Raw genomic sequence first — 14934 nt, 5'->3', positions numbered from 1 at the left:
CCCATACTCCCTTGAACAAAGGGGGCTGGTATCGGGCAGGACTTCTAGCTAGTTTAGTCAGCGTCGCTTTCAATGTGGATAAACAAAAGTCCCAAAACTACAGTAGGCATAACTAAGCCTATGAAGGGGACTAGCATCGTTGGTAAGAAAGAAGCTGCGTATGCGCCTGTCATATCTTATTTTCCTATTTGCCAATTAATACAGTAACAAGTTGAACCGATACTTTTTAGCTACCAAAGTCTACCAAGATAAACTTTAGCCCGCCAATGCAAGATGCTTTCACATCCAGGGGGTATCTCCCAAAGCTCTGACGGAATATCCCGCGAGCGCCATAAAAATGTCAAAAAAGTTATAACACCGGGATAGAGAGCGCAACTATTAAACCCTTGGTTTTCGGCTTTAATTTAAGTTACATAATAATCCCTGTCGGTGTTACCCTAATTTAAGTCTAACAAATAATAAGAGTTTTTGGTAGACTCTGCGACATTTTCTCTAGCTGTTTACTAACCTTTCACCACACCAACCCAATCAGGTATGGTGTTGGTTGCCAGTTTGATCGCAAGCAAGCCTCTACCTACCGAAGTAAGTGTCGGTGTTACTCTGCCGAGCCAGGGCTCTGCTCTATATTTAAAGAGCCAGCACTGCTATCCAGATAACTGGAACACGGCAGATCCCCGCTTACTAGAGGGGTAGATTACTATCGATTTTTTCGACAAGTTAATCCTATCACGCTTCAGGACTATGAAATACCAAGGTGGCAAAAACCTGATGATTGCTTCTGCCCTTGCTGAGTCTTTGATAGAGTCAATTCTAATCAGTCTGCCATTCCTCTATTGACATCAACACCTGTCGTTGACCTAGACAAAAGGACACAAGTCCAGTCAATTTGGGTTAACTTCCCGTTTCACCTCGGAGCATGGGAGGGGTGATCCCAACCCGCCCTTATATCAACGACCCAGTTTCTTCAATGGCTCAGATTACTGGAAAGTTTATGCCAGTCCGATAATTATTAAGATTTTTAACAAAAATTGCCCAATAAAGTTTACAAAAATTAATTACTTTTTGTGACAAAAACCTAATAAGCTAAAAGGGGGTTAGTCATCAAAACCGTTGGTTTTAGGTTATTACAATGGTTTGGCAAAGGTGATTTTACCGTAAAGAACTAAGGCTAAAATTTTTGCCATTGACTAAGAAGGTTAGGAACAAGAACAATATCTCGTATAATTCGTTACGAGAGGATGCACTTCTCAGCGACGATTACTCGTGCTGATTCTTTCAGTTCCTTTTCTCCCCCCTAAAGTATTACTACTCAAGGGGTTTATCCGATTTTATAGGAGATAAATTTACAATGACGATGGATGTAATTGACCATGGTGGAGATCCCCAAGTGGGTAATCTAGCCACACCAATTAATTCCTCTGCTTTCACAAAAGCTTTCATCAACAACTTGCCAGCCTATCGTAAAGGGTTATCACCCAATCGCCGGGGTCTAGAAGTTGGTATGGCTCATGGCTACTTTCTGTATGGACCGTTTGCCTTACTAGGTCCGTTACGTGGGACAGAGTATGCCAACACAGCTGGTTTACTGGCAACAGTTGGCTTAGTGGCTCTTCTGACAGTTGCTTTATCTATTTATGGAGCGGCTGGCTCCGGCAAACCTAAGGCAACATTGACCACACCCAATCCACCAGAAGACTTAGGAACTAAAGAAGGCTGGAGTGAATTTGCCAGTGGTTTCTTCCTTGGTGCTTGTGGCGGGGCAGTTTTTGCCTATTTCCTATGCCTGACACCTCATCTAGCGCCACTGCAAAAGATTGCTAGTGGAGTATGGTCTTCTTAACTCTGACTGGAGACAAGAGTTTCTGATCGCGCAGGGTCGGCGAAAGCCGATAGCTAAGCAAGAGAGTAGGGTGACTGACACTTAGTTCACATCACCATATTCTCTTGTTGATACTCCACCGAAGACATTGATTTCAGGAAAAGAGCGATGTTCCAAAAGAACCGCTTCGCGATGCGCGAGCATTGAGCCGCTAGGCGATTGGCCGTAGGCCACGCTACGCGAACCCACGACCCATGGTTGGGCTCTGATAACTCCTTTTTTCCAGTTTGTGTATTACACTCAGGGCAAATTTTGCTCGTGTAGTTATAGTTAAGTTAAGCTGGTTAACTTGAGCACAATATTTTCCATGCTTCCAGCAAACCCATGAAAGGAATTGCCTGAATTGACCAAAACCACCATCGAGCATTTCTTTACGGAACTGCTCCAGGCTGAAAGCCCCGTGTTTTCAAACCGGGGATGAAAGCCAGGTAGCGACTTTAGTCGCCTAGATACAACTTTGCCAAAAAGGCTGACACTTTACTAGCGCTAGAGTACTATATAGATATGGGTACAGGCTGAAAATCCGAGGCACAACCGGGTCAGAGACCCGCAATTGTTTGACCTTAAAGTAGAAATGCCCGGAGGGCAGGGAAAATCCTCCTTAAAAACCCAATCATCAACCAACAATTGGTGTGTGAACCCAGCAAGATCACAACTTGAAAAAAATGGTACGGCGGGGCACGCCGGAACCGAGTGAAACAGGAAAGCAACGGACTTTATAAGGCACTTTTCAAAAAGTAACTGAACGCTATCGCGAGACTAGCCCGCTGGGTCTTTCGTGAACTGAACTAGATTCTTTGTCTTGACGGGATTCAGGTTTAGATATTGCCATTTGGACACGGAGGTTTAAGGCCGGTTGTAGATCTAGGAATCCCCGTCTTTTTAAAGCGGGGAGTGTCAACCCTTTCGTCTCGCCCAGGGGGTAGACTTCCAGATAGTAATAAACAAAGCTCCAGACACCAAAGCTCCCAAATTCCATTTCACAGCACTTTTAAACAGACCCAGACGACGAGACGATAAACTCGATTGAGCTTGGGTTTGTATGCTCTGCTCACCACGAGCAATGAATGAAGCTAGCTGTTCTTTAACCCTCTCCAATTCCTGAGAATTATTGATATCCGGAGTGCGACCTTTACTACTCAGGCTTGCCAAAAGTTTTTCCATCTCCGCTTCTGTATTTGCTTTCTCCAAAGCATCTTTAACTTGTTGGAATTGGGTCATCCCTCGGTTAACTTGAGTAGTAATTTGAGTACTGGCTTGTTTATTAATCCGCACTGTGTTAAGAATTCCCAAAGGAATCAGCAGGAAATATAGCACTCCCAACACCAAAGCTAACCAGGATAAAACCTTCACAACCAGGACTTCCCATCTCTCCCGCCCATGGCGCTCTCCATAAAACACCAGTGCTAAGCCGAGTAAAGGTACAGGAACCCGTTCCACCAATGCCCCTATGGTCTGTAATTCCCAGGCAGGATTCATAAAGTTTGGTGGGATAAACGTTTCAACCAGGTCAAATAAAGTTAGCACTAAAAGGCCATAACCTATCCAGTGCAACAGAGTCGCAGATCTTAGAAAAGAAAAGTTAAACTGCCGTATATCCTCTACGGATTCAGTCAATTTATTGCCATCTAATTTAGTCATATGTTAAACACTCCTTCATAAATAGGACACGATTCTCGTAAACCTTACCTCAAGGTTTAGGAAAGTGTAGATACCACCACTCGTACCAGTCAGGCCAAACATTTTCCAGCACTTGATAGGCAGCTTCAGGGGAAGAATTCTCTAGAGGAATAGAAAGATGAGCCCAGAGACAGCGGTTGTCTTGCAACTTTACCTGACCCAGTAACCATAGCAGCAGCCGACGGGAGCGTACATCGTAAATATCCCGATTTTTCTTGAACTGATAACTCGTGACCGTACTGCCACCCCGGGGGTTGATACAAGAACTCAAGTAAGCCCGCTCTTGGTACACAAATAAGCTATGAAAACCTACTTTTTTCTGCTGGCGTGACACCATTAATCGTTGACTAGCAGGTTCAATTCCTGTGTACTTTTGAAGGAATTTATTAATATCACCCCCGGTGTGAACTAAATAGCGCATCTTTATATCTAGAGGTAAATCATTCTGAATATATCGATAGTGCTTGCCAGCTTGTAGTGTTTTATCTTCACCAATTTCACCAGTCAAAGCTTGACTTTCCAGAGGCTGCCATTCTGGTAAAGGAACTGTAGCTGGAAATTCAAAAGGGGTGATGGGACGAGTACTTGTAGCTGGATACCAAATTACTTTGCCCATAACTGAGAAAGTACCGCCAAAAACAGAAGCTAGCAGCCAAATACGTAGTGATTTCAAATCGAGCATGACATCAAGGCAAAAGGTAAAAGGCTTGCATGCAAAAGTAGGACATACTTTGGACTGTAAGCTCTGAGTGTTTATGACTTTTAAGGTTCTAGGCTCTAGGCTTTAGGCTAATGGTTGAATGGCTCTAAGGTTCTGACAAGCCTATGAAGCACCCCTTTATTAGTACGGAGACCCTGATCTGTTTTTATTGTATCTAATACCTAATCACTAACGCCTAATACTTAGAATTTAGGTTAGTCGCTTAATCCTGAGTCTTCGGTTCATTCTGTTGAAGTAGAAAATGGCAGAAGAACCCGAAAATCAGGACAGCAACCAATGAAAATATCATTGAACCATCTCCAAAATGCCAATATTCAAAGGCTTCATGACTGGAATATGCGACTAAAATAGCCATAAGGCCAACTCGAACAGAATTGACCACAAATCCTACTAAAATAGCTATTAATGGTACCAAAACTTTTTGAATCCGACTAGTAGGGAACATAAATAAGAATAACAACGATATTCCCAGCAACTGAAGAATAGAGCTGACGCCAGAACAGCCTGGATTTACTTCTATTCCTCCCGTTGGCAGTATTAAATAAACTCCTTGGCGAGAGACTTCAAATCCTGAGTACCAAAGGAGCAATCCTGAAAACTTAGCAGTTAATGTCGATACATCAATCAGTAATGTTGGCAATCCAGATGGTATAGCGAGACATAAAAATATAGTAAGGTGCTGCCAATATTGCTTTAATCCCTTCACTCCAGATGCCAGCAGTCCCAAACCCAATACTGCAATCAAAGGAGAAAAGCGGATAAAAATGTCATAGCCTGATACAAATGTCGATCTTATCAGTACGAAACAAATCAATGATGACCCCAAAACGCCAGAAAAAATATCACTTTCCAGGTGCAAGGTATGGCGTTTTTCCCATACCATGTAAGACACAGCAACCCAAAATAAAAAACTTGTACTTAGTAAATCAGCAATGTTACTCCTTTCAGCCAGAGTCAAGTGAATTGCTATTAATCCAGCTGCTATACCTAATAGCCAAAATTGGGCATTTTTTAGGTGTGTAATGGTGGCAAAGTGAGTAGCTTTCATGTTGATGTAGCAAGATTACCATAATCGGAGAGGTGAGACTAACACTCTTTCAGAGTTACCCTGACTAAGCTTAATAAAAAAATTATCTATAAGGGTCAGCTTTAACTTTATAGTTATTATCAATACCAGCAAGATTTGTTGAACAGTATATGCTAACTTAATCTATTGTCGTATTAACCCGAGCACCTCATAGCGACTGAATAAATTTTTTTTTACGGCGGTTTGCATAACTATCAAGTACACTGGATTTTCTCCCTCTTCCCTCTTCCGAAGTCCCTGCTCCCTGCTCCCTGCTCCCTGCTCCCTGCTCCCTGCTCCCTGCTCCCTGCTCCCTGCTCCCTGCTCCCTGCTCCCTGCTCCCTGCTCCCTGCTCCCTGCTCCCTGCTCCCAAGAATTTGTACCTGACTGAATTGCAAACCGCCGTAATTGTAAACAACACTAGTTTGTCAATTAAACTCTATTCATGATTAGAATTATTTGGCAAGTCTAAAGCGTGTTTGTTTGTGTAATCTTTAATTATTTGGTAAAATAAAATATATGACAAATTAGTGCTTGTTCTATTCTTCAACTCAGACTCTCCCACTCAGGACTATTTTTGGCTTAATTGGTTGATTCATCCAACAGCTGTACCTTTGGGTATTGGACTAGAACACCAGTTCAGTCCAAGTATTTGACAAAATAACATTTATATGTTATTGGTAATTTTTAATGATTTACATATCCCCAGATCCTCAGCGGCCAAATACCTCAGCCTCCAAATAGAGAGAATTTTATCAAACCAATTATTAATAGTTAATTAAATGACTTTAGCCGAATTAAAACCTGGAAAGCTTGCCATTATCGAGAAAGTTCAGATAGGTTTGCAGGTCGAAGGTCTCGCTAATCGACTAGAAGCCATTGGCATTATTCCTGATAGACAGGTACAAGTGTTGCGCTCAGCCTGGTTTGGGGGACCGTTACACATTAGAGTTGGTTCCACCACAGAAGTAGCTATCCGACGGCAAGAAGCTAGCATGATTCTAGTTAACCCTGTCAAGGAATAGTTAGCGGTTAGTGCTTAGGGGCAATGTTAGCACTAAGCTATCATCGCGTTCCCTGCAGGGGCGCGCGATGATAGCTTACTACTCAAAGTCTAAACAGCGGATAGCCTCTAGTAAGCCTCTAGCTTTATTGAGGGTTTCTTGATATTCTTTTTCTGGGTCAGAATCTGCTACCAAGCCAGCACCAGCTTGCACTGACACGGTATGTTTACCAGAACCACATGGGCGAACTACCATAGTCCGGATTGCGATCGCACTATTGAGCTGACCTTCAAAATCGTACCAGCCATAGACACCCGAGTAAGGCCCGCGACGTTCTGGTTCCAGTTCCTGAATGATTTCCATTGCCCGAATTTTGGGAGCTCCACTCACTGTCCCCGCAGGGAAACAAGCTTTGAGTAAATCCCAAGCTGTTTTACTAGCATCCAGCTCCCCTACTACATTGCTAACAATGTGCATAACGTGGGAGTAGCGCTCAATTAGCATCAGTTGATCAACTCTGACTGTACCACTCTTGCACACACGACCGAGGTCATTCCGACCCAGGTCAACCAACATAACGTGTTCAGCAATTTCCTTTGGATCTTCGAGTAACTCCTGAGCCAGAGCTTCGTCTTCTTCAGGGGTTTGACCCCGACGTCGAGTTCCAGCAATTGGTCGTAACGTTGCCTGGATTTTTTCCTTTGGGGAAGCTGTTGCCTTTACCATTACCTCTGGGCTAGATCCAATGATTTGCCAGTCCCCAAAGTTAAAATACGCCATGTAGGGGGAGGGATTAATCAGCCTTAGGGAACGGTAAAGGGCAAAAGGGTCACCCTTGTATTCTGTCGAGAGGCGCTGGGACAATACCACCTGAAAGATATCCCCAGCTCGGATATAGTCTTTCGCTTTTTCGACATTAGCGCAGAATTGGGACTTGTCTGTATTGCTTATATAAGACAGTTCTTGAGTAGCACTATCTGGAGGTGTCCATGGGAGTACTGTGTCCTTACCTAAGAGCTGTCCTTGTAGTTTGTTGACTAGAGTACGAACGCGATCGCATGCTTGTTGGTAGGCTGCCTCTAAATCTCCTTGGGCATGTCGTAAATCAGCATAAGCGATCACCCAAATCTTACGCTTGACCTGATCAAAAATAATCAGGTTGTCCACTTGCATCCACAATCCATCGGGCAAGTCATTGGATTGTAGGGGATAAATTGGCACACGGGATTCACAAAAACTAATTAACTCATAACCCCAGAAACCGAACAAACCGCCAATTCCTGGGGGCAATTGGGGTAACTTTACAGGTTGATAGGATTTCAGACAATTCGCTAAGGTTTCAAAGGGGTCTCCCTCAAATACTGTGACTGAGCCATCCCGGTTGGTCTGAATCGTGCGATTTCCCCTAGTTTCCAATACCCACAGGGGGTCACAACCTAGTAAACTGTAACGTCCCAGATTTTCCCCACCTTCTACCGATTCCAACAAGAAGCTGTAGGGTTGACCAGCACAGACCTTGTACCAGGCAGAAACTGGCGTTTCTAAATCCGCCACCCACTCCTGGGTTACCGGCACAAAATTACCTTGTTGAGCTACGGTTGAAAATTGGGAAAAATCTGGGAAAATCATGGTCTTTCTCAGCTCAAGGTTGAAAATTCGGCAAACAGCTGAAACTGTTGGTCACAACGTTCAACTTTTTCCCCTTTACCTTATCACTGATCAATTAAACCTCGTAAGGTGCCTTGCCACTGAACTTGATAGTTACAGGTTCTGGGTTGCTGCCAATATTGCGGTCCATTTTCCCTGCATAGGGACGCCCTTCGTTGACTTTCTCCGGGAATACCCCATCTGCGGGATGCAGAAACTGGATTTCACCATTGGGATAAACCCGGTAAATTTTATAGTCAAGGATTTTGGGCTTAAATGTCCGCAGTTGGCTTCCCAATGCCAGACACTGTTCCTTACGAGCTAAGTAGAGCAAGTTTTCCCCTTCATTCATGATGGCAGCGCCACCAGTAGGCATTTCAAACACTTGCTCTTTTGAGCTTGTCCAGGTGATAGCGTATTTTTCTTCAACTTCAGCTTTGGTCAGCAATCCGCCAGTGCTACCACCAAATATGGGAGTTTGTCCCGTCAGTTCTTCTGCCATAGTTTTTTTCTCGTGTCTATAAATAAGGCATTCAAGGGAATGCTATCATCGAGTTCATACCTGTCTGGCTACTTTGTCAAGAACTGTAACAGTTCTTTAGCTATTCGTGATTTTCTTCATTGGTCATTGGTCATTGATCATTTTTGCTGCCACGATACTTCCGGCTGATTACAAAGGAGCAATAACAAATAACAGCTAACAAAAACACACAAAATAAACTTTGGTTACCCGTCAAGCCAATGACATGACACTACCCACACCACCCTACCCTTATCGGTGTGGAAATTTGGCCAACCCCAGCTATTGCTTTGAGATCAGGTCAGCTTTAATGCTGACGGCATGTATTACCGCCAAATCAATAATTTTGATCGCTTCTAATGTTGATTCCTATAGTCACATCAGGGTTTACTGCTAGGTTAATCAACCCACCCTTTTCAGCTTTGGTGGTTAATTTGAATAGACAGCAGCAAATAACCCTAATTTTCTTTAAGTGACATACTCCGATACTTCCCTATCTGGTAAGTGTGGGCTTTTACCCAATCCGAGCCTCACCAATCCCAGCCATGGCTATGTCCTTAGGTCTATTATTTGCTTAGGTCAAAGGGTCTGCGTTTGGGTATAAAGCCAGCTTTACTACTGGCGGGATCTCCCTTCGCTAATTAAATCAGATAATTAAATCAGAAAGGGAACCGACGACTGGCCGTGTTTCGTCTCGGTTCCCTGACTGGTTCGCTCCTCACACATCCGTAAATATACCGAAAACTTTCTGGATTTGTCAACCCCTTTGGCAAAATTTTTTTTTTCGGTCAAAGTTCACCTGGTGCAGGGACACCCAGTTGCTCTTCTAGAAGCGATCGCAAGACTACTTGAGTTACTCCGACTAATCCTAACCTTGCTTGAGCCAGCCTAGGGGTCTGGTGTTTCACCTCCCCCCAAATGCGACAGCTACGGTAGAACTGCTCAAAAGCATTGCTCAGAGAACTTGCCAAGTTTACCCAATTCTTTGATTTGGTTCCACTAAGGTAGTCTGTCAAGTCCATGATTTGACCAATCAAGAGTCTTTCTGCTGGATCGACCAACTGTATAAGCGGCTGCTTTGTTCCTTTTCCTAAGTCGTCTTTTAACCAGGGAATTGGATATGGCACAACTATGAGTCCCTTAGAGGTTTTCAAGTCCATACTCTGAATCTGGATTAAGCCCTGGCGATCAGCCAAGCGCAGGAGTGAGCAACAACGAGCATGGGCATACTGAACTCTAAAGATCTTGGAAGTATCTTGTGAGAAGAGTGCTGAGTGCTGAGTGCTAAGTTCTAAGTAGGGCAAGAGATTCTTGTTACCTTGTTGAGGCCGAAAGCTAATCGGGGTGTCTGTTGAAGGTTGAATCCAATCTTGTAACCAAGTTGCTAACCCCTGATCTGTCAGCCAAAAATTAATCCAGCCTGGAGGAGCTACTTCAACCTCGAATTCGATCAAGTTTTGTTTCCCACCATCTTGAGTTATGGTTGGCAAAGATACAGTTAACTGATGAGCAATGGCTAGAGGACTTTGCTGCATGGCGCGAGAAAGCTTGAGAGCGATCGCTGAGCGATATGCTACACCAGTATTATCTGAGCAGCGTTCTAAAGGAATTGTTTCCAATATCAACTGGGGAATACCAGAATATACCATTGCTCTCGATATCTGTTGTTGTAATCGGGTACTCAGGGCAGCAGAATTACCTGACAAATTTACGCGCCATGAGCTACTCCTCAAGGTATTTTTTGTTGCTTTGGAGTCCATGTAAGATCTAGATAAACTTGTGTATCCATCAGGCTCGGAGCTTATGTATTCACCATCCGACCCATTAGAGGCATCCCGACCCTTTGTAACTTGGCAAAGGATCTTAGATTGGGGACAGGAACACTACCGTTATAGGACGTTTAGCAAAGATGAGCGGATTCCTACCCGTCCTGGGTTGTTGTATTTGGTAGAGCGGGGGGCAATCCGTTTGGTGGGTACTTCTCAAGTCAGCGCTAGCCCCAATTTTTCTGGATCTCAATGCTCCCATCAGAATATGGAAGAAGCGTTTTTAGGATTCATTGGTGCCGGTCAGCCCTTTGAAATTGTCGCCCTTTCACCCTTCACACTTCAGGCTTACTCCCACGTTGAGCAAACTGCTGTGGTATGGATGTACTGGGATGACTTAGACAACTGGCCACACTTCCGACGGGAGATCTTAGATGCATTTAGGCTTCAGCATCAACGCAAACTACTGTGGCTGAGTACCTTAGGACAGCGACGAACCATTGATCGGCTCTTGGGATTTCTCATACTATTGGTTGAAGAGTTCGGGGAACCGTGTGAGCAAGGTTACTGCTTACCATTTCCCTTAACTCACGCACAAATCGGTAGTGCCATTGGCTCCACCCGCGTGACTGTCACTCGCTTGATAGGAAAGCTTCGCCAACGAGGAATCATCAACACTCAGAAGGATAATTTAATTTGCTTATCAGGTGACTCAGTACCTAAGATAACTCCTAATTAGGTACACTTATAGATGCTTGTGTTCGAGTAAGTGCAGTGGAAATCTAATTTACTGCCAAACTGGCAACACAGCCATGCTAAATTCCTTTTTAATAAAGACATACCTAACAGATCGCACAAATCAGCCATCCTGTGCCGTAATTGATGATCAGCTTGGCTGTGCTGTGAGGGGTAACACCCTTCACAACACAGCCAGTTTTTTTTATAGCAATGGGTGTAATGGTATTTCCAAATTTCCAAATTCAAGGGACGAAGCGATCCAGCGCTACTCCCTGCTCCGTTCGCGTTTGCACAGCGTTAGGCTTTGCCCGAAAGCGTGGCTCACGACCTTAGTCGTCTGCTCCCTAAAACCGAATAGGTGCGCTTTCCGCTCTTTGTGCGCTTGGGTGCATCTCAGTTTTGCAATTAGGCAAAAATTCGGGAGAAAATTCCCACACTCCCCACACTCCCCACACTCCCCACACTCCCCACACTCCCCACACTCCCCACACTTCCGATCTTTTTTACAAATATGAGATGCACCCGTGCGCTTTCCGCATCTAATTCTTAAATTCGCCACGGGTCGCACCTTAAGAATTAAATTCCCATGGTAGTGCGCGCCTCAAAATGAGAATTGCTATACTTTGGCCACCCTACTTTAATTGGTATTTTTTTTCCCAAAAAAAATGGGTTTAAAGCCCCGTCCTTCGCTGGATAGAAACCTGTTTATTGGGTCGCCTTACTAACAAACCTTAAAACTTATACCCCATAACCCTAAAACTATAAAGGCGACCCTATCTTACGGTAACTTTAACGGACGGCTTTTATTTTAATCTCTGACTTGACAGTTTTCACAGAGCGTGTTATTATCACAATCTAAACAGATAACTAAAAACAATAGGGATAAAATAGACACTATCTTAGAATAAGTAGACAATGTAAAAAACAAGCTAAGAGATAAGCATGTTGCACGGGTCCAATCTAAAGATTTGGTCGTCTATAAAAATCTAAGATTAAAAAAAATATTTAAAATCATCGTCTATCTAAATCCTTAATAGTTTAGGTACGGTGGGGTTTGAAGTTACCGTAATCAGAGGGTCGCCTTTATATTTTTAGGGTTATGCAGAATAGGGATCAAGGTTTTGTACTAAGGCGACCCTCTGATAAGGTTTCGTTTCCGGCACACCGAAACCTAGGTCATAGACCAAACACGCTCATGGAGAATTGTCCTCTACCAATCCTTGCTCCGGCAAGGGATAGCAAGACAGCTCGTTGAACGCGAACGCGTGGCCATAGGCCAAGTGAGAATCCCCGTTCTTCCAGGACGGGGAGTGTCAAACCCAAGTCCCTAACCGGATTTTAGCTTACCTTAACTTCTGAGTATTTGCTACCAAACTTTCAGCAAATTTATCGAAGCGCTCGGAGAGTTTTTTATCCAAAAGCTTGCCATCTTCACCAAAGGCTTTCCAAGCCTGACCAATGGCAATTTGCTCTGGAATGACCCAACTATGTACCCAGCGCATAATTATCCGTAGATCATTGAGAGCGTTACTATTAGACTGACCCCCCAATACACTAATCAAACCGGTAACTTTGCCTTCGAGATGTTCAAAACTCATCAAATCTAGGGCATTTTTAAGTACACCACTCACACTACCGTGATATTCCGGTGTTGCCAGAATTAAGCCATCGGCTTGCTTCACGGTTTCCTGCAATCGGGTGACATCTGGATAGTCTGGATAGTCACTATCACCAGTGCAAAATGGTAATTGCATCTGACGCAAGTCGAGGATTTCAGTTGATATACCATAAGCTTTCACTCGGTCTATAGCATGCTCTAGAGCCTGATAGCTATAGGATTCAGGACGTAAACTACCACTAATTCCAACAATGTTCACCATCTCACTAACCTCTGTTTAACTATAGTGCTGATTGCTGATTGCTGAGTACTGATTTCTGATTGCTGAGTGCTGAGTCTGGTTGACTGTCAACCGTCAACCAACCTGAGTGCTGAGTGTTTCAGTAGGTTAGGTGCCCTTGACCCATTAAGAATTTAATTCGCGCTTTGGTGCGCGCCTCCTAGGGCGAGTAAATCGCCCTTGGGTCGCGCCTTGGCCAAAAGGCCACGCTACGCGAACGGGTCGCACCTCAAGTTGTCATTTTTTGTCGTGAAAGCTACCAATTATCTAAGGAAAGGAGTTATTATACGTAGTCGTTATGACTACGTATAGTCTAGCAAGTTGGGAGCAACTTTGTCAAACTCCTGTTGTAGCAGATCGCACTATGTCAATCATGACCGCAAGGGTACATTCGACCATCATGCTGTGACTGATAAGGCATAGGTGCGCTTGACCCATTAAGAATTAAATTGGCCACGGGTCGCACCTGATCATTTTGTGGTTGAATCGACACGGCATCGAGATCAGCCCGAATGGATAACAAAGGTCCTGGTCGTTGACTAGTCATTAGAGCGGCTTAGCCTAGAGCCATTCAACCTAGAGCCCTTATGCCTAAAGCCATTCAACCTAGAGCCAACGAACCTAACCAAATTAATAAATAAATACAGTCTCCTAACCTAGAGTCAACCTACTACTTGAATTGGACCAGTGGTACTGGCACTAAAAAATTGTTGCACTAGAGGATTATCTGTGGTATCTATGTCCCCAACGCTGCCGGACCACTGTACTTTGCCTTTGTAGAGGAAAACAACCCGGTCAGCGGTGCGGCGAATTGTACTCTCCTGATGGGTGACCATTAGGTAAGTACTACAAGCGTTTTCTTCCCGTTGTATCTGGCGCACTAAATCTTCAATCACTGTTGAGGCGATCGGGTCAAGTCCAGCGGTTGGTTCGTCGTAGAGTAACACCTCTGGGTTGTCCCTGGGATTATCGGGATTAGAAATGATAGCACGGGCAAAACTGACTCGTTTGCGCATACCTCCTGATAACTCAGCTGGGTAGCGGTCTCCAACACCAGATAACCCTACCATCTCCAGGCTTTGATTGACCAATTTCCTAATTCGATGATGTGGTAGTTTAGAATGCTGGTAAAGCAAGAAACCCACATTCTCTTCCACCGTCAGCGAGTCAAACAAAGCTGCCTGCTGAAATACCATACCAATACCAATGGGGTCTTGAGCATCTTCTATTAAACCGGAGCGCCGTTGCCCTTTAACATAAACTTCACCGACGTCAGCAGGTAGTAAGCCAGCAATAATCCGAAGAATTGTTGATTTGCCGGTTCCAGAAGGACCTATAATGACTAGGGCATCACCCTGATAAATTTTCAGATCCAACTGATTCAAAATGACATTGCTTCCAAACGATTTGCTCACTCCCTTCAGTTCGATCAATGGTTCTGGCATCGGATATTTCTGACATTTTTCATTGTCTTCTCCATACAATGTATAACCTCTTCATCAAAAAGCACTACTTTTTGATAATCAGGAAATTCTCCTGTATGCAGGCGCACAGCCACTTGCCCTAACCCCTCGCTAAACAGAAGTTGCTTAAACAACAGGTTGTCTGTAAAGGACATAATGTGAGCAGCAATGGCGCACTCGCCTTCCCAGCCAAAGTCCACATCTAGTTTAACGTGATGCCTTTCATGAATACATCGGTAAATTAAGTTGACGTCCTTACCTAGTAGATCTGATTCATTATATTGGGCGCTGATTTTAACATTTCCTTGTTCAAAGTCAGCTTTGATGTCATTCAGACATAGATCTGGTCCTCGAAAGTAGGGTTGATAGTCAACGTACTCAAAATTGACCCCTTGCAGTTCTACCTTTGCTAAGTCAATCACAAATTGATGAAACTCTCTAACTAAGGATAGAGGAGCTTCATAGGCTGGAGCTGTCATATAGCTCTTGGCTAATTCTTCAATAATCGTCATTATGATCTCCTCCTGTCCATACATGACCTCCTAGGAATTC

14 protein-coding genes are annotated in these 14934 nt (G+C 44.0%); 4 read left to right on the top strand and 10 right to left on the bottom strand.

The annotated features are described in order from the left end of the window. Nucleotides 1-53 precede the first annotated feature (53 nt). Nucleotides 54-173, bottom strand: a complete 120-nt coding sequence (locus tag F6J90_RS32580) for a photosystem I reaction center subunit VIII (RefSeq protein WP_071986957.1) — start codon at nucleotides 171-173, stop codon at nucleotides 54-56. Nucleotides 174-1354: 1181 nt separating this feature from the next. Between F6J90_RS32580 and F6J90_RS32575 the strand changes: the two genes are divergently transcribed. Beyond that, a complete protein-coding gene (locus F6J90_RS32575; protein WP_293105256.1) occupies nucleotides 1355-1840 on the top strand; it encodes a photosystem I reaction center protein subunit XI in 486 nt (161 codons plus the stop codon). A gap of 936 nt (nucleotides 1841-2776) precedes the next feature. On the opposite strand, the gene F6J90_RS32570 is transcribed toward F6J90_RS32575, so the two are convergent. From F6J90_RS32570 to crtA, 3 genes are all read right to left on the bottom strand, one after another. Then, complete coding sequence (locus F6J90_RS32570) at nucleotides 2777-3520, bottom strand: HpsJ family protein (protein WP_293103550.1); 744 nt, start codon at nucleotides 3518-3520, stop codon at nucleotides 2777-2779. 49 nt (nucleotides 3521-3569) lie between these two features. Next, nucleotides 3570-4241: a cyanoexosortase A system-associated protein gene (locus F6J90_RS32565; protein WP_293103548.1), complete on the bottom strand. Its 672-nt coding sequence runs from the start codon at nucleotides 4239-4241 to the stop codon at nucleotides 3570-3572. Nucleotides 4242-4482: 241 nt separating this feature from the next. Continuing rightward, nucleotides 4483-5328, bottom strand: a complete 846-nt coding sequence (crtA, locus tag F6J90_RS32560; RefSeq protein WP_293103545.1) for a cyanoexosortase A — start codon at nucleotides 5326-5328, stop codon at nucleotides 4483-4485. 222 nt (nucleotides 5329-5550) lie between these two features. Between crtA and F6J90_RS32555 the strand changes: the two genes are divergently transcribed. After that, complete coding sequence (locus F6J90_RS32555; protein WP_293103542.1) at nucleotides 5551-5733, top strand: hypothetical protein; 183 nt, start codon at nucleotides 5551-5553, stop codon at nucleotides 5731-5733. 395 nt (nucleotides 5734-6128) lie between these two features. Then, nucleotides 6129-6371 (top strand): FeoA family protein, encoded by a 243-nt coding sequence (locus F6J90_RS32550; protein WP_071104703.1) that lies wholly within the window; start codon nucleotides 6129-6131, stop codon nucleotides 6369-6371. Between the two features lie 78 nt (nucleotides 6372-6449). On the opposite strand, the gene trpE is transcribed toward F6J90_RS32550, so the two are convergent. The 3 genes from trpE to F6J90_RS32535 all read right to left on the bottom strand — a co-directional run bounded on the left by trpE (nucleotide 6450) and on the right by F6J90_RS32535 (nucleotide 10250). Further along, nucleotides 6450-7979 (bottom strand): anthranilate synthase component I, encoded by a 1530-nt coding sequence (gene trpE / locus F6J90_RS32545; RefSeq protein ID WP_293103537.1) that lies wholly within the window; start codon nucleotides 7977-7979, stop codon nucleotides 6450-6452. Nucleotides 7980-8073: 94 nt separating this feature from the next. Continuing rightward, the gene (locus F6J90_RS32540) at nucleotides 8074-8499 is read right to left on the bottom strand and encodes a photosystem I reaction center subunit II PsaD (protein WP_293103534.1); all 426 of its coding nucleotides are present in this window, start codon (nucleotides 8497-8499) and stop codon (nucleotides 8074-8076) included. An 806-nt stretch (nucleotides 8500-9305) separates the two neighbouring features. Next, entirely contained in the window at nucleotides 9306-10250 is a 945-nt protein-coding gene (locus F6J90_RS32535; protein WP_293103531.1) for a DALR anticodon-binding domain-containing protein, read from the bottom strand. Between the two features lie 70 nt (nucleotides 10251-10320). On the opposite strand from F6J90_RS32535, the gene F6J90_RS32530 reads away from it, so the two are divergent. Then, nucleotides 10321-11022 carry a Crp/Fnr family transcriptional regulator gene (locus F6J90_RS32530; protein WP_293103528.1) on the top strand — a complete coding sequence of 234 codons (702 nt, stop codon included), beginning with the start codon at nucleotides 10321-10323 and terminating at the stop codon, nucleotides 11020-11022. Between the two features lie 1342 nt (nucleotides 11023-12364). Here F6J90_RS32530 and F6J90_RS32525 read toward each other — a convergent pair. The 3 genes from F6J90_RS32525 to F6J90_RS32515 all read right to left on the bottom strand — a co-directional run bounded on the left by F6J90_RS32525 (nucleotide 12365) and on the right by F6J90_RS32515 (nucleotide 14894). Further along, on the bottom strand, nucleotides 12365-12901 hold the full coding sequence (locus F6J90_RS32525; protein ID WP_293103526.1) for an NADPH-dependent FMN reductase: 537 nt from the start codon (nucleotides 12899-12901) through the stop codon (nucleotides 12365-12367). Between the two features lie 680 nt (nucleotides 12902-13581). Then, nucleotides 13582-14364: an ABC transporter ATP-binding protein gene (locus tag F6J90_RS32520; protein ID WP_293103523.1), complete on the bottom strand. Its 783-nt coding sequence runs from the start codon at nucleotides 14362-14364 to the stop codon at nucleotides 13582-13584. Then, entirely contained in the window at nucleotides 14349-14894 is a 546-nt protein-coding gene (locus F6J90_RS32515; RefSeq protein ID WP_293103521.1) for a hypothetical protein, read from the bottom strand. The genes F6J90_RS32520 and F6J90_RS32515 overlap by 16 nt, the downstream gene beginning before the upstream one ends. Nucleotides 14895-14934 lie beyond the last annotated feature (40 nt).

The sequence above is a fragment of the Moorena sp. SIOASIH genome (genome assembly GCF_010671925.1).
GTDB lineage: Bacteria > Cyanobacteriota > Cyanobacteriia > Cyanobacteriales > Coleofasciculaceae > Moorena.
Note: the sequence above shows the minus strand (reverse complement) of the source record. Positions and strands in the feature narration are given on the sequence as shown.

Coding starts and splice junctions, on each gene's coding strand:
- F6J90_RS32550 (WP_071104703.1), top strand. CDS start 6,129: ATGACTTTAGCCGAATTAAAACCTGGAAAGCTTGCCATTATCGAGAAA.
- F6J90_RS32575 (WP_293105256.1), top strand. CDS start 1,355: ATGGATGTAATTGACCATGGTGGAGATCCCCAAGTGGGTAATCTAGCC.
- F6J90_RS32525 (WP_293103526.1), bottom strand. CDS start 12,901: ATGGTGAACATTGTTGGAATTAGTGGTAGTTTACGTCCTGAATCCTAT.
- F6J90_RS32530 (WP_293103528.1), top strand. CDS start 10,321: ATGTATTCACCATCCGACCCATTAGAGGCATCCCGACCCTTTGTAACT.
- F6J90_RS32520 (WP_293103523.1), bottom strand. CDS start 14,364: ATGCCAGAACCATTGATCGAACTGAAGGGAGTGAGCAAATCGTTTGGA.
- F6J90_RS32580 (WP_071986957.1), bottom strand. CDS start 173: ATGACAGGCGCATACGCAGCTTCTTTCTTACCAACGATGCTAGTCCCC.
- F6J90_RS32570 (WP_293103550.1), bottom strand. CDS start 3,520: ATGACTAAATTAGATGGCAATAAATTGACTGAATCCGTAGAGGATATA.
- F6J90_RS32565 (WP_293103548.1), bottom strand. CDS start 4,241: ATGCTCGATTTGAAATCACTACGTATTTGGCTGCTAGCTTCTGTTTTT.
- crtA (WP_293103545.1), bottom strand. CDS start 5,328: ATGAAAGCTACTCACTTTGCCACCATTACACACCTAAAAAATGCCCAA.
- trpE (WP_293103537.1), bottom strand. CDS start 7,979: ATGATTTTCCCAGATTTTTCCCAATTTTCAACCGTAGCTCAACAAGGT.
- F6J90_RS32540 (WP_293103534.1), bottom strand. CDS start 8,499: ATGGCAGAAGAACTGACGGGACAAACTCCCATATTTGGTGGTAGCACT.
- F6J90_RS32515 (WP_293103521.1), bottom strand. CDS start 14,894: ATGACGATTATTGAAGAATTAGCCAAGAGCTATATGACAGCTCCAGCC.